Origin of the sequence: Pseudarthrobacter sp. NPDC058196, assembly GCF_042882685.1 — a bacterium.
GTDB lineage: Bacteria > Actinomycetota > Actinomycetes > Actinomycetales > Micrococcaceae > Arthrobacter.
In genome coordinates this window covers 243,071-256,063 of record NZ_JBHVVN010000005.1, presented here as the reverse complement: position 1 = coordinate 256,063, position 12,993 = coordinate 243,071, and the positions used below count along the sequence as shown (strand labels likewise).

Annotated in this window: 8 protein-coding genes; 2 read left to right on the top strand and 6 right to left on the bottom strand. The window is 65.1% G+C overall.

From position 1 onward, the window contains the following. Window positions 1-75 precede the first annotated feature (75 nt). Both ACFVVC_RS09345 and ACFVVC_RS09340 read left to right on the top strand, forming a co-directional pair. Window positions 76-1,482 (top strand): MFS transporter, encoded by a 1,407-nt coding sequence (locus tag ACFVVC_RS09345; protein WP_387451743.1) that lies wholly within the window; start codon window positions 76-78, stop codon window positions 1,480-1,482. A gap of 244 nt (window positions 1,483-1,726) precedes the next feature. Beyond that, on the top strand, window positions 1,727-4,234 hold the full coding sequence (locus tag ACFVVC_RS09340; protein ID WP_387451740.1) for an FAD-dependent oxidoreductase: 2,508 nt from the start codon (window positions 1,727-1,729) through the stop codon (window positions 4,232-4,234). A gap of 182 nt (window positions 4,235-4,416) precedes the next feature. Here ACFVVC_RS09340 and fdhA read toward each other — a convergent pair whose 3' ends face one another. The 6 genes from fdhA to ACFVVC_RS09310 all read right to left on the bottom strand — a co-directional run bounded on the left by fdhA (window position 4,417) and on the right by ACFVVC_RS09310 (window position 12,985). Beyond that, a complete protein-coding gene (fdhA, locus tag ACFVVC_RS09335; RefSeq protein ID WP_387451737.1) occupies window positions 4,417-5,631 on the bottom strand; it encodes a formaldehyde dehydrogenase, glutathione-independent in 1,215 nt (404 codons plus the stop codon). A gap of 135 nt (window positions 5,632-5,766) precedes the next feature. Further along, window positions 5,767-7,164 (bottom strand): ferredoxin reductase, encoded by a 1,398-nt coding sequence (locus tag ACFVVC_RS09330; RefSeq protein WP_387451734.1) that lies wholly within the window; start codon window positions 7,162-7,164, stop codon window positions 5,767-5,769. Next, window positions 7,161-8,465 (bottom strand): SRPBCC family protein, encoded by a 1,305-nt coding sequence (locus ACFVVC_RS09325; RefSeq protein ID WP_387451731.1) that lies wholly within the window; start codon window positions 8,463-8,465, stop codon window positions 7,161-7,163. Before ACFVVC_RS09325 ends, ACFVVC_RS09330 begins: the two co-directional genes overlap by 4 nt. A 342-nt stretch (window positions 8,466-8,807) precedes the next feature. Continuing rightward, window positions 8,808-11,162, bottom strand: a complete 2,355-nt coding sequence (locus ACFVVC_RS09320; protein ID WP_387451728.1) for an FdhF/YdeP family oxidoreductase — start codon at window positions 11,160-11,162, stop codon at window positions 8,808-8,810. Window positions 11,163-11,261: 99 nt separating this feature from the next. Further along, window positions 11,262-11,882, bottom strand: coding sequence for an MBL fold metallo-hydrolase (locus ACFVVC_RS09315; protein ID WP_387451725.1), 621 nt, complete (start codon window positions 11,880-11,882; stop codon window positions 11,262-11,264). After that, complete coding sequence (locus tag ACFVVC_RS09310) at window positions 11,879-12,985, bottom strand: S-(hydroxymethyl)mycothiol dehydrogenase (protein WP_387451722.1); 1,107 nt, start codon at window positions 12,983-12,985, stop codon at window positions 11,879-11,881. The genes ACFVVC_RS09315 and ACFVVC_RS09310 overlap by 4 nt, the downstream gene beginning before the upstream one ends. Window positions 12,986-12,993: the final 8 nt, after the last annotated feature.

The window sequence follows — 12,993 nt, the reverse complement described above, 5'->3', positions numbered from 1 at the left end:
AGCCCGGCTCGCGAATCGGCCGCACACGCTGTCCGCATCCATGCCGCAGCGCCAGATCACTAAAGGAAACTGTTTATGACTATCAAAGGTGCCAGCACCATCGATCAAAGCAGTGCCGAAGGGACCAGCTCCAAGTTCAAACGCCGCTTCATGGTGCGGCTCGTCGCTGTCTTCATCGGCGGGATGTTCCTGGACGGCTACATCCTCGGAATCATCGGACCCGTCACCGGACCCATGCGGTCAGACCTCCAGCTCGACGCACTGTCCCTGGGCATGATCGCCGCAGGCCCGCTGGCCGGTATCTTCGTCGGCTCCCCGCTTGCTGGCTGGGCTACTGACAAGTTCGGACGCAAGCCCATGTTCCTCGTGGACATGGGCCTGTTCCTGGTTGCGTCAGCGGCCCAGTTTTTCGTAACCTCCGGAGACGGTGCCGTGATCCAGTTGGCCATCATCCGGTTCATGATGGGTGTCGCGATCGGCGGCGAGTACTCGATCGGCGGGCCACTGCTGTCGGAGTTCTCCCCTCCAAAGCTCCGCGGGCGGTTGCTCGGGCTGACCCTGATCGCCTGGTACGTCGGTTTCATGATGGCATTCATCATTGGCACGCTCCTGCACGACGCCGGCACCCCCTGGCGCCTGGTCATCGGGACGAGCACGATCCTCGCGTTCGTCCTGTTCCTCGCCCGCATCGGCCTCCCCGAATCGCCGAGCTGGCTCATTACGAAGGGACGGCGTGAGGAAGCACTCGCGATCGCCCACAAATATGTCGAATCGCCACAGATGCACGACAGCATCACCGAGGAGATCGATCTGAGGATGATCCAGGAGGCCCAAGCCGCGCAGGGCAGGACCAAAATCAAAAACGCCTCCTTCGGAATGTTGTTCTCGAAGGAACACTGGCGCGCCACCCTCTTCACCTCGGGTTTTTGGTTCTGCGCAGTCACTCCGTACTTTGCGATCGCAACCTTCGCCGACGACGTACTCACCCAATTCGGCTTTGGCGGCGGTTGGGCCGGTGGAGTCGGCTTGTCAGCACTTGCGGCCGCGGGTGTTGTCACCAGCGTGCTTCTGATTGACAAGCTCGGCCGCCGGATCCTCACCGTGCCCGGGCAGTGGCTCTGCGCAGGGATCCTGCTGGTCATCGGCGTCTGGGCGGACGCACCGGCGATACTCATTCTCGCCCTGTTCCTCGCCTTCTCCTTCTTCAACGCCGGCTACACCACAATGACCCAGGTCTATCCGGCCGAGGTATTCCCCGGCCACCTGCGCGGCATCGGCATGGGCTTCGCCGCGGCCTTCAGCCGCATCGGAGCCGCACTTGGCACGTTCGCCCTGCCGTGGGCGATCAGCAACATCGGGATGGGGCCCAGCATGGTCGTAGCCGCCGCCGTCGCATTACTCGGCGCAATCCTCTCGCAATGGCTCGCGCCGGAGACGAAGGGGCGCACCCTCGCCGAGATCTCAGCCAACTTCTCGCACTGACACCGGGCAACCGGGCGCAACCCACGGGAGGCCTTCGCCGCAACAGCGGCGGAGGCCTCCTTCTGCATCCAGCGCGCCCGCCCGGATTCAGCCTGAACGCGCTGAAACAGTAACCGCAGCTGACGCAACAATGCAGGAAACCCTTGACATTCCATGTGAGCTGGGCCACCGTGTTGCATATAGTGATGCGCGTTGCTTATAGCGAAGCGCGAAGCCACGCACCGACCAGGAGAACCACGAAATTATGAGCGCATCACCCCGCGTCGTCATCATCGGAGCCGGCATCGTCGGCACCAACCTCGCCGACGAGCTGGCAAGCCGCGGCTGGAACGACATCACCGTCGTCGAGCAGGGCCCGCTGGAGCTGGCAGGCGGCTCCACGTCGCACGCTCCGGGCCTCGTGTTCCAGAACAACCCGTCCAGGACCATGACGGAATTCGCGACCTACACCGTCAACAAGCTGCTCGCCCTGGGCAAGGACGGCCAGTCCTGCTTCAACCAAGTGGGCGGCCTGGAACTGGCAACGACTCCGGAGCGCCTGGCCGACCTCAAGCGCAAGATGGGTGTGATGACCTCCTGGGGCGTCGAAAGCCGGATCGTGGACGCCGACGAATGCGAAAAGATCTACCCCCTGCTGAACACGGGCAAGCTCAGCGGGGGCCGGGAAGTCCTGGGCGGCCTGCTCATCCCCACCGACGGCCTCGCCCTCGCGGCCCGCGCCGTCCAGCTGCTGATCGAGCGCACGCGCGAAAACGGCGTCACCTACCGCGGGTCCACCACCGTCACCGGGATCGCCCGTGAGGGCGGCAAGGTCACCGGCGTCGAGACCTCCGCCGGACTGATCCCTGCCGACATCGTGGTGTCCTGCGCAGGGTTCTGGGGCCGTGAGCTCGGCAAGATGGTGGGCCTGGAGGTACCGCTGCTGCCGCTGGCCCACCAGTACGTGGTCACCACGCCCCTTGCCGAACTCGAAGGCGTCAACGAGCTGCCGAAGGGCGCCAGCAAGCCCATCCTCCGCTACCAGGACAAGGACCTGTACTACCGCGAGTGGGGCGACCGCATCGGCATCGGCAGCTACGCACACCGACCGATGCCCGTGGACATGTCCGCACTGCCGAAGGTCCCGGCCGGGGAGATGTCCGACCACCGCATGCCCTCCCGCCTGGACTTCACCCTTGAAGATTTCGTACCCGCGTGGGAGGACAGCCAGGACTTGCTGCCGGCGCTGCGCAACACCGAAATGCAGGACGGTTTCAACGGCATTTTCTCCTTCACCCCCGACGGCGGCCCACTCATGGGCGAGGCGCCTGACCTCGAGGGATTTTTCGTGGCCGAAGCCGTGTGGGTCACGCACTCGGCCGGCGTTGCCAAGGCCATGGCGGAGCTGATCATTGACGGCCAGCCGCAGACCGACCTGCACGGCTGCGAGCTGACCCGTTTCGAGAAGGTGCAGACCTCCGACGCCTACGTCAGCGAGACCTCACAACAGAACTTCGTGGAAATCTACGATGTGATGCACCCGCTGCAGCCGCGTGAATCACCGCGCGATCTGCGGGTCAGCCCCTTCAACGTCCGCCAAAAGGAACTGGGCGCGTTCTTCCTGGAGTCCGCCGGCTGGGAGCGCCCGCACTGGTTCGAAGCCAACCGCGGGCTCCTCGAAGAACTTCCGGCCGGCTGGCAGACCCCGGAGCGGGATTCCTGGTCCGCGATGTTCCACTCCCCCATCTCCGCGGCCGAAGCGTGGAAGACCCGGACCGCCGTCGGACTTTTCGACATGACGCCGCTGAAGCGCCTCTCCGTCGCCGGCCCCGGCGCCCAGGCACTCCTGCACCGGCTCAGCACGGGCAACATCGCCAAGAAGCCAGGTGCCGTGACGTACTGCCTGCTGCTGGCGGACGACGGCGGCATCCGCAGTGACGTGACCGTGGCCAGGCTGGCGGAGGAAGAGTTCCAGCTGGGCGTGAACAGCAACGTCGACTTCGATTACCTCCGGGTTGAGGCCCGCCGGCAGTCCGCCGCCGACCCCGGCCAGTGGGTCCACGTCACCGACATCACCGGCAGCACCTGCTGCATCGGCTTGTGGGGTCCGCTGGCCCGCGAAGTGATTGGCAAGGTCAGCACCGACGATCTCACCAACGACGGCCTGAAGTACTTCCGGACCAAGGAGATCTCGGTGGGCGGCATCCCCGTCACGGCCATGCGGCTCTCCTACGTGGGCGAACTCGGCTGGGAGCTCTACACCACCGCCGAGTACGGTTTGAAGCTCTGGGACCTGCTGTTTGAGGCGGGCCGGGAGCACGGCATCATCGCTGCCGGCCGCGGCGCCTTCAACAGCATGCGCCTTGAGAAGGGCTACCGGCTGTGGGGCACTGACATGACGTCCGAGCACCACCCCTTCCAGGCAGGGCTGGGCTTCTCCGTGGCCAAGGACAAGACCGGATTCGTGGGTGCCGAGGCGCTGGCGTCGCTCCGCGAGCAGCCGGCGGCGAAGATTCTGCGCTGCCTGACGGTCGACGACGGCACGTCAGTGGTGCTGGGCAAGGAGCCGGTGTACGTGGCCGGGGAAGCCGCTGGTTACGTCACGAGCGCCGCATACGGCTTCACGATCGGCAAGCCCATCGCCTACGCCTGGCTGCCCTCGTCGGTGTCCGAAGGGGATGCCGTGGAGATCGAGTACTTCGGCCGGCGCGTAGCCGCCACCGTCAGCGCCGAGCCTCTCTTTGACCCGGGCATGGAGCGCCTCCGCGGCTGACCTGCCCCACCCACACGAGGTGGTTGGGCCTGCTTGAGACCGGCAGGCCCGACCACCTCTTTCGCTGCCCGCGGAGCGCGTTCACCACAGACATGGCAACGGCGGCACCCCTACTGTGAACTGGTCACTGAGTGGGGTGCCGCCGGTGGACGTTGACGCTTGTCAGCAGCCGGAGCCAGGCATCAGTTGTTGAGGTAGCCGTTCGGGTCCAGGACGTATTTTGTTGCCGCACCGGCATCGAATTCGGCGTACCCCCGGGGCGCATCCTCCAGCGAAATCGCCTTGGCATTGACCGCCTTGGCGATCTGGATCCGGTCATGCAGGATGGCCATCATCAGCTGCCGGTTGTACTTCATGACCGGGCACTGGCCCGTGGTGAAGGAGAGGGACTTCGCCCAGCCGGTGCCCAGGGACAGGGACAGGCTGCCCTTTCGTGCGGCCTCGTCCGCGGCTCCCGGGTCCCCCGTGACGTAGAGGCCTGGAATACCCACGGAGCCGCCGGCGGTGGTGAGGTCCATCAGCGAGTTCAGTACGGTGGCCGGCGCCTCCTGGGCGCCGTGGCCGTGTCCGCGGGCCTCGAAGCCGACGGCGTCGATGCCGGAGTCGACCTCGCGGACTCCGAGGATCTGCTCGATCTGGTCTGCCGGGTCGCCGTTGGCCACATTGACGGTTTCGCAGCCAAAGGACCGGGCCTGGGCCAGGCGGTCTTCGTTGAGGTCGCCCACGATGACCACCGCGGCTCCCAGCAGCTGGGCGCTTGCGGCCGCGGCAAGCCCGACGGGGCCGGCCCCGGCAACGTAGACGGTGGACCCGACGCCGACGCCTGCCGTGACCGCGCCATGGAAGCCGGTGGGGAGGATGTCGGAAAGCATGGTCAGGTCCATGATCTTTTCCAGGGCCTGGTCCCGGTCCGGGAACCGCAACAGGTTCCAGTCGGCGTACGGAACCAGGACGTATTCCGCCTGCCCACCCACCCAACCGCCCATATCGACATAGCCGTAGGCAGAGCCGGGGCGGTCCGGGTTCACATTCAGGCAAATCCCGGTCTTGCGCTCCTTGCAGTTCCGGCAACGTCCGCAGGAGATATTGAACGGGACGGAGACGATGTCCCCAACCTTGATGAATTCGACGTCGGGTCCGGTCTCAATGACTTCTCCGGTGATTTCGTGGCCCAGGACAAGGCCTGCCGGGGCCGTCGTCCGGCCGCGGACCATGTGCTGGTCCGAACCGCAGATGTTGGTGCTTACGGTGCGCACGATGACCCCGTGCGGGACCTTCCGGCCGACATTGGCGGGATTGACACCGGGGCCTGCCTTCAATTCAAACGACGGATACGGGGTATCGATGACCTCGACGACCCCGGGCTCCTTGTACGCAACGGCTTTGTTACCTGACATGGGCATGGCTCCTATGGTTAGGGTTCAATTGCCACGGAAGGCCTGACGCTGGCTGCATCAGACCTTCCGTGTGGTTTTGACTTTCACTTGCGGTGAAACTTGGGACGGCGCGCGGCGCCCGCGGCCCATGGGCGGCTAGGCGTCGATCACCATGTCGGTGCGCGCGGTGGAGCAGCAGGGAAGGAACTTGCCGGCATCGATTTCGCGTTTGCGGATTCCGCCCTGGTGGTTCATGTCGATCTCCCCGGACAGCTTGACCACCTTGCAGGAGCCGCACATGCCCTCCTTGCAGTTGGCGCCGATCCGGACACCCGCTCGCTGCGCCACCCCAAGGATGGGCTCCTCCGGGTCGATCCGCACATTGATTCCGGTGCGCATGAAAGACAGGGTGAGGCTTCCAGTTCCCACGGTGTCGAAGCTGGACGCATCCGGGGAGGCGGCTTCAGTCGCGGCTCCGGCGGCTTCCGCAGTGGCCGGGGCCGCAGCTTCCAGCGCCAATCCCGTGGCCTGGAGGGTTCCGTCATCGTCGTAGCCGGGCTCGTAGATCCCGAACGCCGCTGGCTGGCTCTCGAAGTAGTCCTCGGCGGACTCGGCGATCTCGTCAGCAATTTCCTCGGCGATGTCCGCCGCCAAGGCGAGCTCGGCCTGGTATTCCAGGAGGGTCTGCCGGTCGCCGGAGAAGAACTCCATGTAGATGGAGGTATCGTCGACGCCCACGCTTTTGAGCAGCTCGGTGGCGGTGTTCAGGTACCCCTCGGGTCCGCAGGCATACACCTGCCGGCCGTTGGCATCGGGCGCCACCTCGTCGATCATGGCCGCCGTCAGCCTTCCGGTGAAGCCTTCCCAGTCCTCGGGCCTGCCCCGGTCACCAAGGGCGTAGAAGACCTTGACGCGCGAGTCCACCGACGCGATGTAGGCCAGCTCCCGGTCGAAGGCGAAGCCGCCGGCTTCCGCGCCGTGGTAAAGCACCACCACATCAGCTGTTCCGGGCAACGAGTGGATGGTCCGCAGCATCGACATGATGGGAGTGATGCCTGCGCCGGCGGCAAGGAAGAGGTACCGTGCCCGCCGGTCGGCGTCAGGCAGGTGGAATGCCCCAACAGGTCCCAGCATGTCCAGGACGGTTCCGGGCCTGACGTTCCCGTGCACCCATGGGGAAACCAGTCCGCCGGGGTCGCGCTTGACGGTGACGCTGAAGGTCCACGGTTCCGTGGGTGAACTGGACAGCGAGTAGCTCCGGTCCACCGGTTCCTGGTCCTCGCCGTTCACGGGGAAGGCGATATTCACGTACTGGCCCGCACGGAACGCCAGGGGCGCACCGTCGCAGCGGCGGAAGACGAAGGTCATCATGCCGCCCGCTTCGGGAACGGTCTCGACGCATTCGGCCATGAACTCCTGCGGATGCCACGGGCCCAGGGCCTTGGCTGCGCTGGCCGGTCCTTCGATGCTGCCCATCACCCGGTTCCACGGCATTTCAAGGCCGCGGATGCGCTGTGGTTCCTGGACAGGCGTCTCGGTGAGGACGTCGATCATGCCAAGTGCTCCTGCACGCGGTGGACGTACCAGTTAATGAAGGCCTCCACCTGGTATTCGCTCTTCATGTAGGGGCCGGGCTCGTAGGCGGGGCTGGCAGCGCCCTGCTGGCACAGCTCAACGAACGCCTTGTCCTGCAGGTTGGTCTGCTTCCAGGTGTAGGTGAGCTTTTCGAGGTCGTAGTCAACGCCCTCCTCGGCGTCGTCGGCCACCAGCCAGGTGGTGCGGACCAGGGACTGGTGCTCGTTGATGGGGAAGACGCCGAAGGTGATGACGTGGTCGCCCAGGAAGTGGAACCAGCTGTTGGGCTGCAGGTGCATCGAGCAGCGGCCCAGGCGGAAATCCCGAAGGTCGCCGAGCAGCTTCTTGGAGAGCCTGCGGCCGTCGGCGGAGAACGATTCGCCTTCGCCGTCCAGGGATTCGCGAGAGATGCGGATACCGGCAATGCGGGTATCGAGTTCCTCAACAACCTCATAGGGCAGGCCGTAGCGGCGGCACCGCTCCTCGAGGGAGGACTGGGCTTCCTTGTTGCGGTCCCACACTTCCTCGAGGTGGGTCGGGATCAGTCCCTCGGTCAGGCCCCACGTGGGGAACAGGGAGCACGCAAGTTCCGGGTGTCCGTCGCAGTGGTAGCACTCACGGTTGTTTTCCATGACGAGCTTCCAGTTGCCCTCTTCGATGATGTTCTGCTGGTAGGCAATCTTCGTCTTGGACAGGTCGTGGGGGGCGAGGTAGGGCTCGAAGATCTTGGAAGTCTCGTCGAAGTCCGCCGGCGGCTCGTTCGCAATGCAGACAAAGATGAGGCCGGCAACTTCACGGCTGTGGGCGCGCTTGAGGGCAAAGCAGTTCTTGTCGAACTTGGCTTCACCGGGGGCGGAGGCGTGGATCAGGTTGCCCTCGGGGGAGTAAGTCCAGGAATGGTAGCCGCAGACCAGGTTTCCGGTGGAACCGGCAGCTTCGGTCAGGACGCGTGCACCGCGGTGGCGGCAGACGTTGTGCAGGACATTGACCTCGCCCTCGTCGGTGCGCAGCACGATCAGGGAGTAGGGTCCGTAGTCGACCGTGATGTAGTCGCCCGGCTCCGGCAGCTCGGCAACGCTGCCGGCAAAGATCCAGTGCTGGCCGAAGATGGCCTCCATGTCGAGCTTGAAGATTGTCGGGTCGGTGTAGAACGGGGCGTCGAGCGAGTAGCCCGTGCGTCGCAAAGCGAACAACCCGGTAATCTCAGCCAACTGCTCGGCAGGCATCGTTGACGCGAGTTTTCCGCGTGCGCTGAGGGGCGCGTTCACTGAGGTTGTCATGTGTTTCCTCCCGATAAGACTGGGTAGTGAGCGATTTGAAGTGTTTAGGAAGCAGGTGGGGCAACAGGGTCCGTCAAAGACGTTCTGTTCACGAATGTGGGGAGGTTCATCAGCAACAGAAGCGATGAATCCAGAAAAAACCTGGAAGCACCTAACGCAACACCGATCACCATATGCAACAGTGTGACTCCTGCCACGCCGAGTGTCAATCAATTTCGGATATGACGAAAAGCGCAAGCTTAGTGGCGCCCCACCCCACAACACCCGGCATCAAAACGGCGGCACACCGGGCTACCGGTGTGCCGCCGTCGCGGGCATGTTGTTGTGGAGGTAATCGCTGGGCTAAGCCGGCGCCCCTGTCAATTCCCCTGCAGACGCCTGGGCTGCCGCCACCTCTCCCCTGTGCGGCTCAAAGCGGACGAACATGGCCTTGAAGCCGGGGGTATTGGATACGCGGGCCACGTTTTCCTTGTGCACCAGTGCGTTGGCCTCGGGGAAGTACGCGGCCGCGCAGCCCTTGGCGGTGGGATAGGCCACCAGCCGGAACTTGTCCGCCCTGCGGTCGACGCCCTGGAACGTGCTCACCACGTCCACCAGTTCCCGGTCCTGGAAGCCTTGCTCGGCGAGGTCCTCAGGGTGGATCAGGATCACGCGGCGGCCGCCGGAGATGCCCCGGTAGCGGTCATCCAGGCCGTAGAAGGTGGTGTTGTACTGATCGTGGCTGCGGATGGTCTGCAGCACCAGGTGGCCGGGTGGCGGGGTGAGGTACTCCAGCGGGCTGACGGTGAAACGTCCCCTGCCGATGTCGGTGGCGAAGGAGCGGGTGTCGCGCGGCGGGTTGGGCAGCACGAACCCGTTCCTGGTCCGGACCCTGGCATTGAAATCCTCGAAGCCGGGCAGGACGCGGGCAATGCGGTCTCGGATCACGTCGTAGTCCTCTGCCATCCCCTTCCAGTCCACGGGGTGGTCCGGGCCAAAGGTGGCCTCCGCCATCCGTGCCACGATGACGGGCTCGGCCAGCAGGTGTTCGGAGACCGGAGTGAGGCGGCCCTGGGTGGAGTGGACTACGGACATCGAGTCCTCCACGGAGAGGAACTGTGCGCCCTTGGGATGCTTGTCGTCCTTGTCGGTGCGGCCCAGGGTGGGCAGGATCAGCGAGGTGCGGCCATGCACCACGTGGGAGCGGTTGGGTTTGGTGCTGATGTGCACGGTCAGCCCGATCCGCTGCATGCCCGCTTCCAGGGCCTCGGTGTCCGAGCAGGCGAGCGAGAAATTCCCGCCCATGGACACGAACACGTCCACTTCGTCCCGTTCAAAGGCCTCCATCGACTCCACGGCATCGTAGCCGTGGTGCCGCGGGGACGTGATGCCGAACTCGGCGTCCAAGGCCTGCAGGAGCCACTCCTTGGGCTTCTCCCAGATGCCCATGGTCCGGTCGCCCTGGACGTTCGAGTGCCCGCGGACGGGGCAGGCACCGGCGCCTGGCTTACCGAAGTTGCCCTGCAGCAGCAGGACGTTGACCATTTCCTTGATGGTGTCCACCGAGTGCGGCTGCTGCGTCACGCCCAGCGCCCAGCAGAAAATTGAGGCCTTGGACGCCACCAGCATCGCCGCGACCTTTTCGATCTGCGCCCGGGTGAGCCCGGTGGCCTTCTCGGTCTCTTCCCAGTCCAAGGTGCGCCGGGCTTCGCGGTAGGCATCGAACCCGTCCGTCTGGGCGGCAATAAAGGAATGGTCGACGACGGTCCCCGGGTTGGCTGCCTCGGCTTCCAGCAGCAGGTGGCCGAGTGCCTGGAACAGCGCCAAGTCCCCACCCACCTTGATCTGCAGGTACTCATCGGCCAACGGCGTCCCGCCGCCCACCACCCCGGAAACGGTCTGCGGGTCCTTGAAGTTGAACAAGCCGGCTTCGGGCAGCGGGTTCACGGCCACCACTTTGCCTCCGTTGTCCTTGCATTCCTTCAACGCGGACAGCATCCGGGGGTGGTTGGTGCCCGGATTCTGGCCCACCACGAAGATCAGTTCGGCGTCATGGATGTCATCCAGGGAGACGGTGCCCTTGCCGATGCCGATGGTCGGGTTCAAAGCCGAGCCGGAGGACTCGTGGCACATGTTGGAGCAATCGGGCAGGTTGTTGGTGCCCAGGGACCGGGCGAACAGTTGGTAGAGGAACGCTGTCTCGTTCGCGGTGCGGCCGGAGGTGTAGAAGACGCTGCGGTCCGGTGTGGTCGCCCGGAGGTGTTCGCCGATCAGCTCGAACGCCTCGGCCCAGGAGATCGGCGAGTAATGCGTCTCCCCCTCGCGGATCACCACCGGTTCACTCAACCGGCCCTGGTTACCCAGCCAGTACTCGGTCTTCTCCGACAGTTCGGCGATGGAGTGCTTGGCCCAGAACTCCGCCCCGACGGTGCGCAGGGTGTTCTCCTCGGCCACCGCCTTCGCGCCGTTCTCGCAGAACTCAGCGGCCTTGCGCTTCTTGTCCGACTCCGGCCAGGCGCAACCGGGGCAGTCGAAACCGCCCCGCTGGTTCAGCCGCAGCAGCGACTGCGCCGTCCGGGCCACACCCGCCTGCGCCACCGCACGTTCCAGCGCAACCATGACGGCCTTGACCCCGGCCGCCTCCGTTTTGGGCTTGTGGACCGAAAGATCGTCCTCATTGATGTCCGCAACGGGGGCGGGCTGCTTACCGAACTTCATCGTTCCAACGTCCTTACCGGCTTGTGCTGATGGATCGCCGGCGGAGGCGCGCCGGGCCCTCCCTGCGCGCCTCCGCTGGCGTGTTTTCTTGACTTCTTGTTACTGCGGAACCTTGGCCAGCGTTTCCTGTTCCGCGGCGATGGTGGTGTTGTCCCCGTGGCCGGTGCGGACCACGGTGTCGGCCGGCAGCGTCAGCAGCCGTTCGCGGATGGACGCCAGGATGGTCGGGTAGTCGCTGTAGGACCGCCCGGTGGCACCCGGGCCGCCGTTGAACAGGGTGTCGCCGGTGAACACCGTCCCCTCGCTTTCCAGGTAGAAGCAGGTGGACCCGGGCGAGTGGCCGGGTGTGTGGATCGCCTTCAGCGTTGCCCCGCCAACCTCGAACACGTCACCCTCGGAGTGGTAGCGGTCCGGTGTGGCACCGGGGTACACCTGCTCCCACAACACCAGGTCCTCCCGGTTCAGCAGGATCGGTGCATCCAGGGTGTCCGCCACCTCACGCGCGGCGCCGATGTGGTCGTTGTGCGCGTGCGTGAGCAGGATGGCCTTCACCTTCCGGCTGCGGACCTGGTTGATGATCGCCGCCGCGTCGTGCGGCGCATCGATGATGACGCATTCCTCGTCGTTGCCCACGATCCAGACGTTGTTGTCCACATCCCAGGTGCCGCCGTCGAGCGAGAAGGTGCCCGAGGTGACCAGGTTCTCGATGGTGACGCTCATACGGACGTTCCAGCAGGCTGGACCTCGACGACGGAGCGCAGCACCTTGCCCTCGTGCATGCGTTCGAAGGCCTCCTCCACCTGGTCGATTGAAATGCGCTCGGATACGAACGCGTCCAGGTCCAGGTTTCCCTGCTTGTAGTGCGAGACGAGCATGGGGAAATCACGGGACGGCAGGCAGTCGCCGTACCAGGAGGACTTCAGCGAGCCGCCGCGGCCAAAGACATCCAGCAGCGGCAGGTCCAACTGCATCTCCGGCGTCGGAACACCCACCAGGACCACGCGGCCGGCAAGGTCGCGGGCGTAGAAGGCCTGCTTATATGTTTCAGGGCGGCCGACGGCGTCAATCACCACGTCCGCCCCGTTGCCTCCGGTGAGGGCCCGGATGGCTTCCACGGCGTCCTCCTGCTTGGAGTTGACCCCATGGGTGGCACCGAGGGACGTGGCCATCCCGATCTTGTTGTCGTCGATGTCCACGGCGATGATCGTCGTCGCCCCCGCGAGCTTCGCGCCGGCGATCGCGGCAATACCCACGCCGCCGCAGCCGATCACGGCGACGGACTCACCACGCTTGACCTCACCGGTGTTGATCGCGGCACCAATGCCCGCCATGATGCCGCAGCCCAGCAGGCCAACCGCGGCAGCGTCAGCCTCCGGGTCCACCTTGGTGCACTGCCCGGCTGCCACCAGGGTCTTTTCCGCGAAAGCGCCGATGCCCAGGGCAGGGGAAAGCTCGGTACCGTCCTCGAGGGTCATCTTCTGCGTGGCATTGTGCGTATTGAAGCAGTACTGCGGCTGGCCCTTGGCACACGCACGGCACTCCCCGCAGACCGCGCGCCAGTTCAGGATCACCCTGTCACCCGGGGCCACCTGGGTCACATCGGGGCCAACGGCGCTGACAACCCCCGTGGCCTCGTGACCAAGCAGGTAAGGGAAGTCATCACCGATACCGCCCTGCTTGTAGTGCAGATCGGTGTGGCAGACGCCGCACGTCAGGATGTCCACCAGCGCCTCCCCCGGTCCGGGATCCGGGACCAGGATGGTCTCCAACGACACGGGGGCATTCTTTTCCCGGACAACGACTGCTTGTACTTTGTGGACCATGGTTCTTG